This is a genomic window from Streptomyces sp. NPDC005955 (assembly GCF_042871255.1).
GTDB lineage: Bacteria > Actinomycetota > Actinomycetes > Streptomycetales > Streptomycetaceae > Streptomyces.
In genome coordinates this window covers 164,721-182,175 of sequence record NZ_JBIAIF010000004.1, presented here as the reverse complement: position 1 = coordinate 182,175, position 17,455 = coordinate 164,721, and the positions used below count along the sequence as shown (strand labels likewise).

The window sequence follows — 17,455 nt, the reverse complement described above, 5'->3', positions numbered from 1 at the left end:
ACACAACGCCACACGCATCGGGCACGGGACCGTGACCGCCCCGGCGCAGGGTCCGGGCAGCTCACGAGCCCGGCGAGCCCCGGCTCCCCCGGGTGAGCAGGTACGCGGCCAGCAACCACACCGCGCACCCGGGCACCCACGCCAACTGGTACCAGTAGAAGAACGGAATCCCCGCCAACTCCGGCTGTGCACCGGCGTACCAGGGCACCCAGACCAGGGCCACCACGGGAACGAGTAGGCAGAAAGCCGCCACGACACGCCGTGCCGTGATACGGCCGGAATGCTGTGTGTGTCCGTCGTCTGCCACGGGTTCCTCCTTGTTTCCCCGCTCCCGTACCGCGCTGGTCTGTGGAAGAGTTGCCGACACCCTCGGTTCGGTTGACAACCCGGGTGGTGGATTTTCGGACGGATCATCCGAAGTTCCAGGCCACTCGCCGTTCACCGGCCGCACCGCACCCGGGCGACGACACCGCCGCCCGGTCTCGCGGTGGGGCCACGGCAGGGAGAGCAGGACGTACGGGAAGCAGGACTCAGAGGGTCGATCCGGGCGCGCACCGCGTCCCCGGATCGCCGGTACGGACGGTGGACGATGATCCGAGGCGGCACGCTCGTCGCGTACCTCGCCGTCATCGCCGCGACGTCGTTGCTCGCCGTGGCCGCCCGCCGGTTCCGCCCCACCGGACGGCTCCCCTCCCTCGACGGCTGGGCCCTGGCCGACCGCGGACTCGGCACCGGATGGTCCTGGCTCCTCATCGGCGGCACCTTCTTCACCGCCTACTCCTTCACCGCCGTGCCCGGACTCGCCTACGGCAACGGTGCGACGGCCTTCTTCGCCGTCCCGTACACGATCATCGCCTGCCCCCTGGCCTTCGTCCTGCTGCCCCGCCTCTGGGAGGTCTGCGCCCGCAACGGGTACGTCACGGTCGCCGACTTCGTCCGCGGCCGCTACGGCTCCCCGCCGCTCGCCCTGGTCGTCGCCCTCACCGGCATCCTCGCGACCATGCCGTACCTGGCACTGCAACTCCTGGGCATCCGCGCCGTGCTGGCCGCCGGAGGGGTCGACCCCGATGCGATCGCCGCCCATCTCGCGATGGTCGCCCTGTTCGCCGGGCTCGCCATCGCCACCTTCCGCTACGGGCTGCGCGCGCCCACCGTCATCGCGGCCTTCAAGGGGGTCGCCGTCTTCGCGGCCGTCATCGCCGCGGTCTGGGTCGTCCTCGACGACCTCGGCGGACCCGGCGCCGCCTTCGAGCAGGCCGCCCGCCGCATGGACCTCGGCGGCGCCGGCGGCGCGGCACTGCTGCTCGCCCCGCACCAACAGGCCGCCTTCGCCTCGCTCGCCCTGGGGTCGGCCTTCGCCGTGCTGATGTACCCGCACATGCTCACCGCCGCGCTCGCCGCCCGCAGCCCTGGGACGCTGCGCCGCGTGACCGTCGCCCTCCCCGCCTGGACCGCGGTCCTCGCCCTGTTTGGCCTGCTCGGCATCGCCGCCGTCGCCGAACGGATCAGGACCACCACGGGGGGCGCCGAGACCGCGGTGCCCCTGCTCGTGGACCGATTGATGTCACCGCCGGTCGCGGGGCTGGTCTTCGGCGCCATCACCGTCGGGGCGCTCGTCCCCGCCGCCGTGATGTCGGTCGCCGCGGCCACCTCGTTCGTCCGCAACGTGTACGTGGAGTACGTCCACCCCACCGCCACGCCCAAACGCCAGGTCCGCATCGCCCGGGTGATCTCCCTGATCGCCAAGCTCGGCGCCGTCGCCTTCGTGTTCGGGCTGCGCGACCAGGCCGCCGTCAACCTGCAACTCCTGGGCGGGGTCTGGATCATCCAGATCTTCCCCGCGGTCGCCATCGGTCTCTACACCAACTGGCTGCATCCGCGCGCCCTGCTCGCGGGATGGGCGGTCGGCATGGCCGTCGGCACCCTCATGGTCGTACGGGAGGGCTTCTCACCCGTCATGCCGCTGGGCCCCACCGGGCACACCTTGGAGGTCTACGCCGGTCTCGCGGCACTGCTGCTGAACCTCGCGGTCGCCGTGGCCGCCACCCCCGTCCTGCGGAGGTCCGGCGTCGCTCGCGGCGCCGACACCACCGCCCTACCACCAGGGCCGGCCTCCAGGCGCCGCCCGGGAACAGGAGCGAGCACATGAGACGGATGAGACGAGCCGGCCGCGCCCTCACCCTCGCCGACCGCGCACCCGTGCCCGAGGCACCCACGGCCCCCGGCGGCCCGAACCCGGCCTCGCCCGCCACCACGGACCCCGGCTCCTCGGGCCCACCGGGCACGCCGCCGGTCGGTGAGGTCCCCGACCGGGAACGGGACGTCGCCCTCGCCGGGCTGTTCGGCGCGCACTACACGTCGATGCTGCGGCTGGCCACCCTCCTCGGCGCCGACGACCCGGAGAACATCGTCGCGGAGGCCTACTACCAGCTCTACCGCAAATGGCGCCGACTCCGACAGACCGACCGGGCGGAGGCGTACCTCCGCTCGGTGGTCTGCAATCTGACCAGAATGCGCATCCGCCACCTCCAGACCATCCGCAAACACGTCGAGGCCCCCACCCCCGTCAGGGAACAGGTCGCCTCGGCCGAGCACGACGCCCTGATCCAGGACGACCAACGGGTGCTCATCGCCGCGGTGCGGGAACTCCCCACCCGGCAGCGCGAGGCACTGGTGCTGCGCCACTGGATGGGGCTGAAGGAGTCCGAGATAGCCGACGCCATGGGCATCTCGGCGGGATCGGTCAAGACCCACACGGCACGGGGCATCGCCGCCCTCACCAAGGCGATGGAGGCGCGCAGATGAATGGCACAGACACCGAGCGCCGGCTGCGCGAGGCGTTGGAGGCCGTGGCGCGGGAGGTCCGTCCGGCCCCGGACGCCTACCGCACGGTGCGCGGCGAGTGGTTGCGCCGCGAGCGCCGGCGCCGGCTCGTGCTGGCCCTGCTGATCGCCGTGGTGTTCACCCTCGCCACCCTGGCGGGTCTCTGGGTGCTCAACCAGGCGCCCGCCACCCCCGGTGTGATCTTCAACGACCATCGCACTCCCTCGTCGCACGCCCCGCCGGTGGCCCCGGGGAGCTGACCCGTCCGCGGGGTCAGCTCTCGCCGGCGCCGGCGCCGGCACCGTCGATCAGGGTGGCGAGCGCTCCGGCGAGTGCGTCGAGGCCCGGCCCCGGGGCCCCGCCCGGCTCCGCCATGTACTGGTCGCGACGGATCTCCACCATCAGCGCGCTCACCCGCGGGTCACGCCCGTGGAAGGCCAGCGGCACGTAGGCACCCGCGAAGGGGCTGTCGAGACCGGTTCCGCCGCATCCGCCGAACGCCTCCCGGGCGAGCGAGGTGAGCCGCTCCGGGGTGTGGAAGGGGTCGGTGCCCAGACAGACCGGGGGCCGCTCGCCGGCACCGTGCAGTTCGTAGGGCAGGGGCGCGGTCGGGTACGAGTGCACGTCGATCACCACGGCCCGTCCGGTGACGGCGAGCCGGTCCGCCACCGCCTCCTGCACGGCCCGGGCGTACGGCAGGAAGTACCGTTCGACCAGCGGGCGGGGGTCGAACCCGTCGGCGCGCAACGGTTCGCGGTGGGTGGTCCGGGTGTAGACGGCCCCCATCCCGACCGCCGCCATCTCCTCGCGTTCGTCGGGGAACCGTTCGGGGTCCACCACCAGCCGGGACAGACCGTTGACGAACCGCCAGGGGGTGACGGCGGCCGAGTCGGCGGCCCGGGCGGCGATCCGGGCCGTGTGCGCGTCCGTGAGGTGGTCCAGCTCGCGCTCCAGCGCCGCGTCGTCCAGGACGATGCCCGCACGCACCGACTCCGGGACCACCCGGGAGGAGTGGGGGACGTGCAGGATCACGGGGGACTCGGGTGCGCCCGGATGCAAGCGGAAGGAGTCGACGCCGGAGCTCGTGGGTGTACGGGGCATGCGACCAGCTTGGCACGGCCCGTACCGGGGTCCGCGGGCGGCGGACACGGGCCGGGGCCGCCAGCGTCGTCATGGCGCGTTCCGAGCCCCGGCCGGATGGCGCGGACGGGTCCTCCGGGCGGCGGACCCCCCGTACGCGGTGCGCCGGCCGGCCGGTGGGGCGACCGCTGCGACCCGCGGAAAGCTCCTCCGGCAGGGGACCGGCGAAGACCGGGTGGCCGTGCCATACTGGCCAAATCGCAAGCCCGTACGCCCACTTCCGCTGGCTGGAACGCGTGTCCAGGCCGGCGCGGCGGCGCGGGAACCGGCGAGCCGTCCGGCCCATGTTCCTTGAGGAGGCACCCTCGTGTCCGACCGTGACTCGATGCGCGCGGCAGCGGAGATACGCGCGCGGATCGACACCACCAAGCCGCACTCGGCGCGCTTTTGGAACTACTTCGTGGGCGGCAAGGACAACTACGAGGTCGATCGCGAAATCGGCGACCACATCAAGGACATCTTCCCCGGTCTCGTCGACGTGGCGCGCAGCAGCCGCCAGTTCCTCGGGCGCACGGTGCACCACCTCGCCGGAGAACGGGGCGTACGCCAGTTCCTCGACGTCGGCACGGGCCTGCCGACCGCCGACAACACCCATGAGGTGGCCCAACGCGTCGCTCCCGACGCACGGATCGTCTACGTCGACAACGACCCCCTGGTGCTCACCCACGCCCGTGCGCTCCTCACCAGCACTGAAGAAGGTCGCACCGACTACCTCGACGCCGACCTCTACAAGCCGGCCGCCGTGCTGAAGGCCGCCGAGGAGACGCTGGACCTCAGCAAGCCCGTCGCGCTGATGATCCTCAACACCCTCGGACACGTCGCCGACCACGCTCGGGCCCGCTCCCTGGTCGCCACCCTGATGGAGGGCCTGCCGTCGGGCAGCTACCTCGTCATCAGCGACAGCACCGCCACCAGCGAGGGCATGATCGCCGCCTCCGACGCGTACAACTCCAGCGGCGCCGTCCCCTACCACGTGCGCGCCGTGGACGAGATCACGGGCTTCTTCGACGGACTGGAACTGCTGGAGCCCGGGATCGTGCCGGTGACCGAGTGGCGCCCGGACACGGCGGGCGCCGCGGTGCAGCGGGTCGACGCGTACGGCGGTGTCGGCCGCAAGCCCTGACGGTCCCTGCGCAGGTCCGAGCACGGGCCGTGCTCGGACCGGGAGACGCCGGGTCGTTCAGGCCGGGCGGCACACGGTGCGCTGCCGCCCGATCCCCGAGACCTCCAACTCCACCACGTCGCCCGCACCGAGGTAGGGGAAGCGCCCGGACAGGGCGACCCCCTCCGGGGTGCCGGTGTTGACCAGGTCGCCGGGCTCCAGCACCAGGTACTGCGACAGGTGGTGGACGATCTCCGCGACCGAGAAGATCATGTCTGCAGTCTTCGAGTCCTGGCGGGGCTCCCCGTTCACCCAGGAGCGCAGCCGCAGGTCCTGCGGATCGCCCACCTCGTCGGGCGTCACCAGGACCGGGCCGAGCGGGTTGAAGGTGGCGCACGACTTGCCCTTGGACCACTGCCCGCCCGAGGCCTCCAACTGGAACGCCCGCTCGGACACGTCATTGCTCACGGTGAACCCGGCGAGGTGCGCGAGGGCCGCCTCGGGGGAGTCCAGGTACGCGGCCCGACGACCGATGACCACCGCGAGTTCCACCTCCCAGTCGGTGCGTTCCGAGCCCCGGGGGATCAGGACGTCGTCGTGGGGACCGACGACCGTGTTCGGCGACTTGTAGAAGAGGATCGGTTGCTCGGGCGGGGCGGAGCCCGACTCGGCGGCGTGCGCCGCGTAGTTCTGCCCGATGCACAGCACCGCCGACGGCCGGGCGATCGGCGCGCCGATGCGCAGGCCCGTGACGTCGACGGCGGGCAGTCGGTGCACGGCCGCGGACACCAGCGACGGGTCGTCCGTGATCCGGGCGAGGAACGCCCCGTCGATGTCGTCGGTGAGGGGGGACAGGTCGTAGTGGTGGCCGTCGGCCCCGGCGAGTACCGGGCGCTCCTGGCCGGGTTCGCCGACGCGCATCAGACGCATGGGAATCTCCCGAACGGGTGAGTGGGTGGGTGACGGGTGACGAGCGGGTGGTCGGTGGGGCGGGGCGGTTCAGTCGAGTCGGGCCAGGGCTTCGGGGCCCACCGCGTGGACCGGTGGCGCACCGTCCAGCAGGCGCACCACCTCCTCGACGGCGCTGGACCCCAGGCGGAGCCGGCACTCGACGGTGCCCGCCGCCTGGTGCGGGGTCAACAGGACGTTCGGCAGGGCGCGCAGCGGATGGTGCACGGGCAGCGGCTCCGCGTCGAAGACGTCCACGGCCGCGTCGAGGCGGCCCGTGCGCAGCTCGGCCAGGAGCGCGTCCTCGTCCACGAGCCAGGAGCGCGCCGTGTTCACCAACCCCGCACCGTCCGGCATCCGGGCCAGTTCCCGGGCGCCCAGCAGATGTCGGGTCTCCCCGGTCGCGGGGGCGTGCACCGCCACGATCCTGCTGCGTTCCAACAGGGCTTCCAAGGGCAGCAGTTGCACGCCCAGTTCCTCGGCGCCGGCGGGGGAGAGGTACGGGTCGGTGACCGCGACCCGGGCACCGAGGGCGCGGCACAGCGCGAGGTAGGCGCGGCCGGTCCGCGAGGCGCCGATCACCCCGACCGCGCTGCCGTGGATCTCGTGCCGGTCGGGTGCCCGCCCCGCGCTCTCCCAGTCCGCGCCGGTGCGCAGGGCGTGGTCGAAACGGTGCACCCGGTGCAACAGGGCCAGGGTGAACGCGAGGGCCACCTCGGCCACGGGCCGGGCCATCGCGTCGCCGGCCTGGGTGACCCGCACCCCGCGCCGGAACACCTCCTCGGTGACGTACGGCGCGACCGCCGACCCGGTGTGCGCCACCAGCGCCAACCGGTCCGCCACGTCCAGGAGTTCCGCGTCGACGCGGGGCGCGCCCCAGGCCGTGACCAGGGCGCGGGCCCCGGGCAGCGCGGCGGCCAGCGCGTCCCGGTCGGTGTGGTCGTCGAGGACGGTCACCTCGGCGCGGTCGGTGAGCCGGGCCCAGGTCCCGGCCGCGAAGAACCGGGCGCGCAGTCGCTGCGGCACGGCCACCACGACCCGGGGGCGGCCGGGGCGCGGATCAGCGGAGCCAGTCATCGAGGTGCTCCTCGACGAACGCGTCGTCGGTCAGCCAGGGGTAGGCCGCCGCGACCCGGGTCAGTTCCTCGGCCTGCCCGGGCGACAGGACGGCCGAGGGGTCCAGGCACCGGGTGTCCGCCAGCAGCCCCTGGCGGCGCAGCACCTCGTGCACGCCCGCGATGCACCCCCGGAAGCCGCCCCGCACGTCGAACACCGCCTGGTTGGCGTCGGTCAGCTCGGGCCGGCGGGCCAGGCACCGCACCACGGCCGCCCGGTCGCCCGCGCGGGCCGACCGCACGTCCTCCAGCAGGGCCACGGCGGACCGGGTCCACACCGCCCACTGGCCGAGCAGCCCGCCCGCGAACCAACGGCGCCCGCCGGGCGTGGCGTACGGGGTCAGGAGGTCACCGATGATGTCGTCGTCGTTCCCGGTGTACAGGGCCACCTCGTCGGCCCGGTCGGCGGCGGCCACCGCGCGGATGACGTCCGCGGTGCGGTAGCGGTCGAACGGCGCGATCTTCACGGCGACCGTCGACGGCAGGTCGGTGAAGGCCGACCAGAACGCCGGCGAGAGGTACCGGCCGCCGACCGCCTCCTGGAGGTAGAAGCCGATGACCGGCAACACCTCGCCCACCGCGCGGGCCCGGTCGATGAGGCCCTTCTCGTCGGCGCCGGGCACGGCCGGGCTCAACAGCACCGCGTCGTAGCCGAGCGAGGCGGCGAGTTCCGCCTCGGCGACGGCCTGCGCGGTGTAGCCGCAGGCCCCGGCGACCTTCACGAACGGCCGACCGGCCTCGGCGTCGACGGTTTCCGCGGCGAGCTCCAGCACGGGTCGCAGCAGTCCGATGCCGGGCTCCCGGATCTCGAACTGGGTGGTGTGCACGGCCACGGCGACGCCACCGGCGCCGGACGCGAGGTAGTAGCGGGTCAGCGCGCGCTGGCGCCGTTCGTCCAGGTCCGACCCGGTGGCGAGGGCGAGCGGATGGGCCGGGATCACCGTGCCGTGGGCGAGGACTTCCAGGGGGGTCATCAGGGCTGCTTCCGTGGGGGACGGGGCCCGGTCGGGCGGGGCCGGCCGACCGGCGGTGGGGTGCGGGGAGGGGGAGTGCGGGGCGGCGGGGTGCGGGGTCGCGGCGGGGGACGTCAACGCCTCAGAACCTTCCGTCGCGGACCTGGAACTTGGTGGGCTTGCCCGACAACGGCAGTCCGCGGCGCAGCCACTCGGCCTGCCAGCCGACCAGGGTGCGCAACGGCACGTCGGGATAGCCGAAGAGGGCGTGGCAGCGGCTCGCGTCCGACAGCAGGGCCGTCCCGGACTCCGCGCCCTCGTACACCGCCGCGGTGTCGAACTCGGCGCCGAACCAGTCCGCGATCCGTCGGACCGGGGCCGTTTCGGGTCCCGTGAGGTTGAGGGTGAACGCCTCGCCGTCGGTGGCGTGCAGCAGGGAGCGCAGGGTCACCTCGTTGGCGTATCCCTGCCACACCACGTTCACCGCGGAGGTCCGCACGTCGACGGCTGCGCCCGTGCGGACCCGGACGGCGATGTCGGCGAGGACCCCGTAGCGCAGGTCGACCGCGTAGTTAAGGCGGATCAGGGCCACCCGGGTGCCGCGGGTCAGGGCTGCGTGCCCGAAGATCCGCTCCCGCCCCAGACAGGACATCGCGTACTCGCCGACCGGCCCCACCGGATGCTCCTCGGTGCAGCCGCCGGAGGTCACCTGCACCAGCGGGTAGACGTTGCCGGTGGAGAAGGCGGCGATCCGGGCGGCCGGCCAGCGCCGCACCACCCGGTCGGGCAGCGCCGCGTTGACGGCCCAGGCGTGCGAGGGCGCCCCGGCCGAACCGAACTTGGCGCCGACCATGAACACGATGTTCGCCGCGTCCGGGAGGTCCGCGAGGTCGGCCGTCGGGTCCATCAGGTCGAAGGCCACGGTCCGCACCCCGTCGGCCGCCGACACGCGGGCGGCGGCCGGGTCGGACCAGCGCGACACCGCGTGGACCACCGTGTCGGTGCGTCCGGCCGCGTCCAGTGCGCGGCGCGCCAGCCGGCACAGGCTGGGGCCCATCTTGCCGCCCGCGCCGAGCACCAGCAGATCGCCGTCCAGTCGGGCGAGATCCGCGACGAGGGCGGGAGAAGGGGTGGCGAGGCGCTCTTCGAGCGCCGCCTCGTCGGTGAACATGGAGTGCTATCCCTTGATTCCGGACGCCGTGACGCCCTCGGTGAAGTAGCGCTGGCCCACCAGATAGGCGGCGAAGATGGGCACGAACGCGATGACGGAGCCGGACAGGACCACGTTGAGCGGCACGTTCTGCTGCTGGAGCGAGGCGATGCCGACGGTGAGGGTCCGCATGTCGGTGGACTGGCCGATGACCAGGGGCCACAGGAAGTCGTTCCAGTGCCACAGGAAGACGAAGACGCCGAGCGTGGCGAGGATCGGTTTGAGCAGCGGCAACACGATCCGCCGGAAGATCTGCCACTCGTTGCAGCCGTCCAGGCGCGCCGCCTCGAACAGTTCGTCGGGCAGCCCCTTGATGAACTGCCGCATCAGGAAGACCGCCTGTGCGTTGGCGAGGGTCGGCACGATCAGACCCCAGTACGTGTCGACCCCGCCCAGCTTCGCGATCATCGCGAAGGTGGGGATCATCGTCACGTGGTACGGGACCATCACCATCGACAGGAACGACCAGAACATGGCCTCCCGCCCGGGGAACCGCTTCTTCGCGAAGGCGTATCCCGCGAGCGAGGCCAGCAGCAGGGTGCCGACGACCGACACCAGGGAGTAGACGAGGGTGTTGAAGACCCAACGCGGCACGTCCTGCGCACGGAACACGCTGTCGTACGCCTCGCCGGTCAACGGCCAGGGCAGCAGACTGCCGGGGAACTCGACGGCGGCGGACGGCTTCAGGGACAGCACGACCATCGCGTAGAACGGGAAGACGGTGACGAGCGCCGCGAGTCCCAGCAGGACCGCCCGCCCGATCCGCCCGCCCCGCGTTCCGCGCATCGCGTGCGGAACCGCGTCGCGCTCGGCCTCCCGGCGCAGCCGGCGTTCCCCGCGGCGGTCGGGCTTCGCCCCGCTGCTCCCGGTCGGCCCTCCGGCCCCGGTGGAGGGGGACTTGACCGGTGTGGTGGTCGTGGTCATGGTCACTGGTCCTTCCCGATCACGAGCCGCTGCACGAACGCGACCACCAGGGTCAGCACGAACAGCGCGACACCGATGGTGGCCGCGTAGCCCAGGTCGAAGTACTTGAAGCCCGCGTCGTAGAGCTGGAAGACGAGGGTGTAGCTGGCGTTCGCCGGGCCGCCGCCCGTCATGGTGTAGACGGCGTCGAACACCTGGAACGACGCGGTCGTCTCGATCACCGCGAGGAAGAACAGGGTCGGCTTCAGCTGGGGCAGCACGATGTACCGGAACCGCTGCCAGGGCCCCGCGCCGTCGGTGAGGGCGGCCTCCTCCAACTCCCGGGGGACGTCCTGCATCCGGGCCAGCAGGATGAGCATCCCGTAGCCGAAGCGGGACCAGACGCCGACGAGCGCCAGGGCCGGGATGACGAGGACGTCGTCCGACAGCCAGGAGCCCTCGGAGAGGCCCAGCCATCCCATGAGCGTCGACCACGGGCCACCGGTGGAGAAGATCCACACGAACACGGTCGCGGCGAGCACCAGGGAGGTGACCACCGGGAGGAAGAACACCGACCGGAAGACCTTGGACCCGCGGAAGGCCCGCCGGGTCAGCAGCGACAGCGCCACCGAGATCAGCAGCGTGCCGGGCACCGCGATGGCCGTGTACATGACCGTCACCTGGAGGGCCTGCCAGAACAGCGGGTCGTCCCACAGCCGGGAGAAGTTGTCGAGGCCGATGAACTGGCCGCCGCCGGTCAGGGAGTAGTCGGTGAAGCTCATCAGCACGCCGGCGACACCCGGACCGAACCGGAAGGCCAGGAAGAGCAGGAAGCAGGGGAGGACGAACAGCAGGCCGATCCGGGCCTCGCGGCGCGCCAGCGGCCCGCTGAGACGGCCCCGACGGGCGCGTTCCGCGACGACTGCCACGGTGATTCTCCTTGCGGTGCGGGGGAGGGAGGTCTGAGGACGGGGCCGGGCGGCCCGCGGGTACGGGGCCCGGCCGGTAGGGACTCAGGAGAGGCGGGGCGGGGGCGGCGGCTCGCGCCCCCGGCCGCCCCGCTCGGGCGGACGTCAGCGGGCGAGCATCGCGTCCGCCGCCTTGGCCGCCGCGTCCAGCGCGTCCCGGGGGCTCTTCTTGCCGAGCAGGGCCGCCTGGATCTCCGGCGCCAACACGCCCATCACCTCACGGGACTTGTCGTGCAGCGGTCCCGCCGTCATGGTCGGCAGGGTGTCGCCCACCGCCTTCTGGAGCGCGTCGCCCGGGTACAGGTCGCCGCCCGACTTCCGGGCCGGGAAGTACCCGGACTCCTTCTCCAGACCGGCCGCGTTCTTCGCCTCGGCCACGAAGGAGATCCAGTCGCCGGCGACCTCCTCGTTGGCGCCCTTCAGCATCGACAGGGCACCGACCGTGCCGTAACCGACGGACTCGGCGTCCTTGAGCGGCGGTCGGACGACGATGTTCTCCTTGCCCCAGAAGGGCTCCACGTCGGCCGCCACGTTCTGCCAGGTGCAGGCCACCTTGCCCTTGGCGACGGGCGTCTGCTCCAGCTTCGGCGTGGTCGTCACCAGGTCCTTGTCGGTGTGGCCGCCGTCCACCAGGCCCTTGAGGTACGTCAGCGCCTTGACCCCGGCGTCCTCGTTGAACGCGGTCTTCTTGCCGTCCTCGGTGAACACGTCGCCGCCGGCCTGCCACAGCAGCGGGTAGAACGTCATGTTGAGGGTCTGCTGGGTGTCGCCGCTGTAACTGGTGGCGTAGTAGCCCTTCTCCTTCGGCTTCGGTGCCAGGCCCTCCAGATCGGCCCAGGTCTGCGGGTACGCGCTCTCCCCGATCGCCTCGAACACCCGCTTGTCGCAGATCAGCGGGTTGGCGCTGGTCAGCACCGGGGTGCCGAGCGCCTTGCCGTCCACGGTCACGGAGGTGAGGGCGAAGTCCGTGTAGTCGGACGTGGCGTCGGCCGGCATGTACGCGTCGGCCGGGACGATGCTCTTGGCGTACTTCGGCAGCTGGTCGGGGACCAGGTACACCACGTCCGGGCCCTTGCCGGAGGCGATGGCGGTGGCGAGCGCGGTGTCCCGGTTGGCCCACGGGAAGGTCTCCACCTTCACCGAGACGCCGGAGTTCGCCTTCTCGAACTCCTTGACCAGACCGTCCCAGTACGCCTTGTTCTTGGCCTCGTCGAAGATCACCGGGTACGTCCACATCGTGACGGACTTGTCGCCGCTGCCGCCGCTCCCCCCGCCGCAGGCGGTGAGCAGGGCGGTGGCCAGGGCGGTGGACACCACCGGCACGGCGGCGGTCCGGAGTCTGCCACGACGGGCGGAGGTGCGGACGGTAGAGGAACGTGACATGAGGGTGCCTCCGAAGGCTGCTGTTCGTCGGTGTGGAGCGGGGAGGTTTCCGGGAAGGGGCGTCGGGGGGTGTCGGACGAAGCGGGGGAGCGAGGGGGCGCGGGGGTCCGGTCAGCCCGCCGGCACGGTCTGCACGGTCCGCGAGTGCCGGGCCCGTTCCGCGGCGAAGGCCGCGAGGTGACTGCCGAGCGAGGCCGTCGTCCCCGAACGGACGGCACCCGGATCGCCGGTGGCCACGGCCCGGACGAACGCCTCGACCAGCGCCGGATCACCGCCCCCGTGCCCGTCCGCCGCGTTCGAGCCGCTGCCGCCCAGCTCGTGCGTCACCGTGTCGCCGGTCCTGAAGTCCTGGACGGTCACCCGCTCGCCGTCCCCCCGCAACCAGCCGTGCGAACCGAAGATCCTGGTCTGCCGGTGCGTCTGTTCGGTGAACGCCACCATCTGGAAGGTGGCCGTCACCCCGCCCGACAGCCGCATGGCCAGCACCTGGTGGTCGACCACGTCGTTGTCCGACCGGTACGCGCACACCCCGTACGGGCCCTCGCGCAGGGCCCGGAGCAGCCCCGCCTCGTCGGTCGCCTCCGTCACATGGGTGACCGGCCACACCGCGCCCTTCTCGCGCAGCGTCGGCAGGTACAGCTTCAACGCGCTGTACGGGCAACCGGCTTCCACCGCGCAGTCGAGGCACCGCTCGGCCGATCCGGCCGGTGCGTTCTGCGGCCGGAAGTGCGCGAGCCCCCCGAAACTCGCCACCTCCTCGATCCGGCCGCCCAGGACGTAACTGATCCAGTCGAGGTCGTGGCAGGACTTGGCGAGCAGCATCGGCGAGGAGTGCTTCTCGCTGCGCCAGGGGCCACGTACGTAGCTGTGCGCGTAGTGCCACCAGCCGACCGGCTCCAGGTGGTCCAGGGACACCAACTGACCGAGCACCCCGGAGTCCACGACCCGCTTCACCAGGTCCGTGTACGGCTGGTAGCGCATCACATGACAGACGGCGAACAACACCCCCGCCTCCCGCACCCCCTCGACCAGGGTCCGGGTCTCCTCCTCGGTCGGCGCCAGGGGCTTCTCGGCGAGGACCGCGTACCCGGCCCGGGCCAACGCGAGCACCGGCTCGACGTGGGCGCGGTCCTGGGTGGCGACGATCACGGCGTCCGCGATCCGCTGTTCCGCCAGCGGGCGCCAGTCGTCGAACTCGACCGGCGCGTCGGCCGCGGCGCGTGCCGCCGGACGGGGGTCGGCGACCGCGACGAGCTGCGCCCGCTCGGGGTTCGCCTTGATCCACTCGGTGTAGGTGAGGCCGCGGTTCCCGGCGCCCACGAGGGCGACGCGCACCGGTCGGTCGGTGATCGGGGTATGCGTGGGCACAGGAGTTCCCTGGTTCGGTGGGGCGGTGGGCGGGCGCCGGGCGGGCCGCGGGGTTCAGGGGCGCAGATTGCCCGTGCCGTGGGACACCGCGGGGCCCTCGTCGGGCAGCGCGGTGCGTTCCGTGCCGTCCTCGACGCACCCGGTGTGCAGCAGGTGGCCGCCGTCGCCGAAGGCGCCCGGGCGCAGTTCGAGCCGTCCACCGGTGAAGGCGCAGCCGTGCGCGCGGTACCGGTTGACCCCGTCGGTGAGCTGGACGTGGGCGGTGCCGTCCGGGGCGGTGGACTCGACGCCGCCGAGCCGCCAGGTGACGGTGCGGTCGGCGCCCGCGCGGGACAACAACGCGCCGTCCTTGGTGGTGCCGGTCAGCCGGGCGCCGTCGATCCGTAGCGTCTGGTCCCCGGCTCCGGTCAACCGGATCCCGGTGTCGGTGAGGCGTCCGCCCTCGACGTGCACCTCGGAGTGCGCGTACGTGGCGGGTGCGGCGTCCGGTGCGCCGGTCAGCTCGCAGTGGTCCAGGGTGAGCCGTCCGGTGCCCTTGAACGCGGCGCCGCCGACCCCGGTGAGGGTCACCCGCTCCAGCGTCAGGGGCGTCGTCACCTCGGCCCGGGTGACCTCGGCGCCCGGGCCGAGGGCGAAGGACGAGTCCGCGATGACGTTCGGCCGCGCGGACCGCCGGGACGCCTGGGAGACGATCAGCGGACCGCTGGCGGTGCACCCGCGCAGTTGCACGCCGTCCGCGTTCACCCACAGCATCCCCGAACCGGCCAGGGACTTCTTGCCGATGACGGTCACGTCCTCCAGGGTCAGGTCGGTGACCTTGACCCGGGCCACGAACCAGGAGCAGGAGTGGCGCCGTACGGTGATCCGCTTGGCCGCTCCGCCCCAGGCCGCCCCGGAGTTGGCGAAGGTCATCAACCCCGAGTTGCCGGTGTAGACGAGATCGTGCTCGTACTGGCCGTGGGTGACGAACGGCCCCTGGTCGTCGCCGTCGCCGTGACAGTTGGTGACGTAGCAGTAGGCCGAGGCCGTGAAGTCGTTGAGGTGGCGCGCGTTGGACACGTGGCAGTCCGTCACGTGCCCGTACAGGCAGTAGATCTGCTGGGTCAGGTATCCGGCGCCGCCGTACGTGACCGACTTGGGATTGGTGAGCGAACAGCGCTCGGTGCGGAAGTGGGTGCACCAGCGGCGCATCACGACCGGCCAGAAGGTGCCCGTCGCCTCGATCCCGGAGACGTCGCAGCGCACCGCGTACTCGTAGGAGACGGGGTGGGTGCCGGTGTACTGGTCGTCGCCCGCGCCTTCGAAGACCAGGTTGCGGACGTGGGCGCGGTCCACCGGTTCGATGCGGGTCCAACTGAGGGTGCGCCCCGCCGCGAGGTCCCAGCCGATCTGGTAGTTCACCCGGATGCGGGAACCGTCGACGATCTGCGTCACCTGCACCAGCCGCTGGACTTCGCGCTCCCACCGTCCGGCGAGGGCGTTGACCTCGACGGCCCACCACTGTCCGACGGCGAAGCGGCCGGAGTCGCCGACCTCGAAGACGTCGGAGAGGTCGGGCATCGCGGCGGTCAGTCGGTGGCCGTGGGTGTCGTCGGTGGTCCGGCCGCGGAAGGCGAGGGTGGCGCCGAAGGGGTTGTCGTGGGTGTTCTTCTCGGTGCCCCGGGTGTGCAGGCGGTTGCCGTGGAAGTCCAGTTCGATGTGGGAGCGGGTGAAGGTGTGCCGCCGCTGGAGGAGGAGCGGGGTGTGGGCCTCGACGCGGTGGACGGTGGGGTCCTCGACCATGGCGTCGAGCGCGTCGTCGGCCGGCTCGTCGGCGTCGAAGTGGCCGAAGGTGCGGAAGTCGAGGACGCCGGTGTGGAGTTGTAGCCAGCGACCGGCGCCGGGGCGCCTGGTGGCGGGGGCGATGACGGTGCCGCCGTTGTGGGGAGCGGTCGACCCGTCGTCCCAGCGGGCCGCGAAGGTCCCTCCGTCGCCCGCCCGGTGGTACCCCGCGACGACCACCACGGCGTCGGCGCGCAGGGACCTGGGGAACAGGGCGCGGAGTTCCGCGACGGTGGCGACGTGCAGGGTGGCGTCCTTGGCGGACTTGGCGTGGGCCGGTGCGGTGGCGGCTGCCGTGCCCGCGACGGCCAGACCGGCGATGCCGGAGGCGCGCAGCAGGTTGCGGCGTGCGGTGTTCGGGTGGTGCGGAACGCTCATCGCGGACTTCGCCTTCCGGGGAATGCCGGGGAACCGGACGGAAAGGGAGCGTTCCTGCGGGTGGACTGCCGATACGGCGGATGGCTCGAAGAGAGCGCCCTCTGAAGGACGAACAGAGGGGTTCCCGGACGGAAGGGCAGGGCCCGGGAGGGGATTCGTGCGCAGATGCGGGGCCGGTGACGGGAACGTCCCGGCGGATGGCAGGAACGTACGTGCCGGTTCGACGGGAGGTCAAGGGGTCGTTCGCGACGACTTTCCGCCCGGGTGACCTCGGTGGGGGCGCAGCGGTACCGGGGCGGAACGGTCGTGCAGGGCGCGGCGCGGACGCCCCCGCGTTGGCCGGCGCGGCCGATCGCGCGGCCGGGGCAGCGTGCCGTGGGGGCCTGGGGGCCTGGGGGCCTGGGGGCGTGGGGGCGTGAGGGGGCGAGGGGGTGGAGTGTGCGCGGGTCGGCCCGGTGTGCGGCCGGTTCGGTCAGGTCAGGGGTGCACGGGCGGGTCGGCCGGCCGGTCCGCCCGGCCCGTGTCGTCGTCCTGGTCCGGCGCGGCCCAGCCCAGTGCCGTACTGATCTGCTCGGCGGCGTCCCGCACCTGCCCGCCCAGCTCCTGGTAGCGCCACGCGGGCAGTCCGAGCTTCAGCCCCGTGATGCTGATCGCCCCCACGCACGTGCCGTGGTCGTCGCGGACGGGTGCGCCGATGCAGAGGATGCCCTCGGCGTCCTCCTCGTCGTCGAGCGCGTAGCCGACCCGTGCGATGTCCCGCAGGTGCGCGAGGAACGTCGCGGGGTCCGTGATGGTGCGGGGGGTGCGGCGGGGCAGTCCGTGACGTTCGATCACGGCGGCGGCCTCGGCCGCGGGCACCGCGGACAGCAGGGCCTTGCCGAGGCCGGTGCAGTGGGGGAGCTCGCGCTGCCCCATCCGCAGGTCCAGCCGGACCCGGTGGTCCAGCTCGACCTGGTCGACCACCACCGCGTGTCCGTCCTCCGGCACGGCGAGTCGGGAGGCCATGCCGGTCAGCCGGGTCAACTCCCGCAGCACGGGGTGGGCGACCCCTCGGAGGGAGACCTGGGCGCGGGCCCGGTCGCCGAGGCGGGCGAGTCCCATGCCGAGCCGGTACCGCCGGTTCATGCCCTCGCCGTCGTCGGAGACGAGGCCGTACGCGCGCAGGGTCTGGAGGGTGCCGAAGGCCGCGCTCTTGGAGATGCCGCAGATCTGCGCCACCTCCGTGACGCTCAGCCCGTTGCCGGGTGCGGGGGTGGCGAGGACTTCCAGGAGATCGGCGGCCCTGGCGACGCTCTTCACCCAGTACTTCGGCTCGTCCGGACCAGCTCTGTTCGTCATGACCG

At 72.7% G+C, this 17,455-nt stretch carries 16 protein-coding genes; 4 read left to right on the top strand and 12 right to left on the bottom strand.

Going from position 1 to position 17,455, the window contains the following annotated elements:
- Positions 1-61: 61 nt before the first annotated feature.
- Positions 62-271 carry a DUF3311 domain-containing protein gene (locus ACFYOU_RS12545; protein WP_391305782.1) on the bottom strand — a complete coding sequence of 70 codons (210 nt, stop codon included), beginning with the start codon at positions 269-271 and terminating at the stop codon, positions 62-64.
- A 318-nt stretch (positions 272-589) separates the two neighbouring features.
- On the opposite strand from ACFYOU_RS12545, the gene ACFYOU_RS12540 reads away from it, so the two are divergent.
- From ACFYOU_RS12540 to ACFYOU_RS12530, 3 genes are read left to right on the top strand one after another with little or no spacing between them, the layout of a single operon-like run.
- Positions 590-2,149, top strand: coding sequence for a sodium:solute symporter (locus tag ACFYOU_RS12540; protein ID WP_391305204.1), 1,560 nt, complete (start codon positions 590-592; stop codon positions 2,147-2,149).
- The gene (locus tag ACFYOU_RS12535; protein ID WP_391305203.1) at positions 2,146-2,805 is read left to right on the top strand and encodes a sigma-70 family RNA polymerase sigma factor; all 660 of its coding nucleotides are present in this window, start codon (positions 2,146-2,148) and stop codon (positions 2,803-2,805) included. The genes ACFYOU_RS12540 and ACFYOU_RS12535 overlap by 4 nt, the downstream gene beginning before the upstream one ends.
- Positions 2,802-3,083 carry a hypothetical protein gene (locus ACFYOU_RS12530; protein ID WP_389771225.1) on the top strand — a complete coding sequence of 94 codons (282 nt, stop codon included), beginning with the start codon at positions 2,802-2,804 and terminating at the stop codon, positions 3,081-3,083. The genes ACFYOU_RS12535 and ACFYOU_RS12530 overlap by 4 nt, the downstream gene beginning before the upstream one ends.
- A 13-nt stretch (positions 3,084-3,096) precedes the next feature.
- Here the strand turns inward: ACFYOU_RS12530 and ACFYOU_RS12525 are convergent, their stop codons facing one another.
- On the bottom strand, positions 3,097-3,924 hold the full coding sequence (locus ACFYOU_RS12525; protein WP_391305201.1) for an N-formylglutamate amidohydrolase: 828 nt from the start codon (positions 3,922-3,924) through the stop codon (positions 3,097-3,099).
- Between the two features lie 364 nt (positions 3,925-4,288).
- Between ACFYOU_RS12525 and ACFYOU_RS12520 the strand changes: the two genes are divergently transcribed.
- Positions 4,289-5,086: an SAM-dependent methyltransferase gene (locus tag ACFYOU_RS12520; RefSeq protein ID WP_389771383.1), complete on the top strand. Its 798-nt coding sequence runs from the start codon at positions 4,289-4,291 to the stop codon at positions 5,084-5,086.
- A 57-nt stretch (positions 5,087-5,143) separates the two neighbouring features.
- Here the strand turns inward: ACFYOU_RS12520 and ACFYOU_RS12515 are convergent, their stop codons facing one another.
- From ACFYOU_RS12515 to ACFYOU_RS12470, 10 genes are all read right to left on the bottom strand, one after another.
- Entirely contained in the window at positions 5,144-5,995 is an 852-nt protein-coding gene (locus ACFYOU_RS12515; protein WP_391305200.1) for a fumarylacetoacetate hydrolase family protein, read from the bottom strand.
- Between the two features lie 69 nt (positions 5,996-6,064).
- Complete coding sequence (locus tag ACFYOU_RS12510; protein ID WP_391305199.1) at positions 6,065-7,090, bottom strand: NAD(P)-dependent oxidoreductase; 1,026 nt, start codon at positions 7,088-7,090, stop codon at positions 6,065-6,067.
- Positions 7,074-8,102 carry a dihydrodipicolinate synthase family protein gene (locus tag ACFYOU_RS12505; RefSeq protein ID WP_389771237.1) on the bottom strand — a complete coding sequence of 343 codons (1,029 nt, stop codon included), beginning with the start codon at positions 8,100-8,102 and terminating at the stop codon, positions 7,074-7,076. Before ACFYOU_RS12505 ends, ACFYOU_RS12510 begins: the two co-directional genes overlap by 17 nt.
- A gap of 121 nt (positions 8,103-8,223) precedes the next feature.
- Entirely contained in the window at positions 8,224-9,252 is a 1,029-nt protein-coding gene (locus tag ACFYOU_RS12500) for an NAD-dependent epimerase/dehydratase family protein (RefSeq protein WP_391305198.1), read from the bottom strand.
- Positions 9,253-9,258: 6 nt separating this feature from the next.
- Positions 9,259-10,215, bottom strand: coding sequence for an ABC transporter permease subunit (locus ACFYOU_RS12495; RefSeq protein WP_391305196.1), 957 nt, complete (start codon positions 10,213-10,215; stop codon positions 9,259-9,261).
- A gap of 2 nt (positions 10,216-10,217) precedes the next feature.
- On the bottom strand, positions 10,218-11,123 hold the full coding sequence (locus ACFYOU_RS12490; protein WP_389771246.1) for a carbohydrate ABC transporter permease: 906 nt from the start codon (positions 11,121-11,123) through the stop codon (positions 10,218-10,220).
- Positions 11,124-11,267: 144 nt separating this feature from the next.
- The gene (locus ACFYOU_RS12485; RefSeq protein WP_391305193.1) at positions 11,268-12,545 is read right to left on the bottom strand and encodes an extracellular solute-binding protein; all 1,278 of its coding nucleotides are present in this window, start codon (positions 12,543-12,545) and stop codon (positions 11,268-11,270) included.
- 111 nt (positions 12,546-12,656) lie between these two features.
- Positions 12,657-13,913 carry a Gfo/Idh/MocA family oxidoreductase gene (locus tag ACFYOU_RS12480; protein WP_391305192.1) on the bottom strand — a complete coding sequence of 419 codons (1,257 nt, stop codon included), beginning with the start codon at positions 13,911-13,913 and terminating at the stop codon, positions 12,657-12,659.
- A gap of 54 nt (positions 13,914-13,967) precedes the next feature.
- Positions 13,968-16,112 carry a peptidase C14 gene (locus tag ACFYOU_RS12475; protein WP_391305189.1) on the bottom strand — a complete coding sequence of 715 codons (2,145 nt, stop codon included), beginning with the start codon at positions 16,110-16,112 and terminating at the stop codon, positions 13,968-13,970.
- Between the two features lie 477 nt (positions 16,113-16,589).
- On the bottom strand, positions 16,590-17,450 hold the full coding sequence (locus ACFYOU_RS12470) for an IclR family transcriptional regulator C-terminal domain-containing protein (RefSeq protein WP_391305187.1): 861 nt from the start codon (positions 17,448-17,450) through the stop codon (positions 16,590-16,592).
- Positions 17,451-17,455 lie beyond the last annotated feature (5 nt).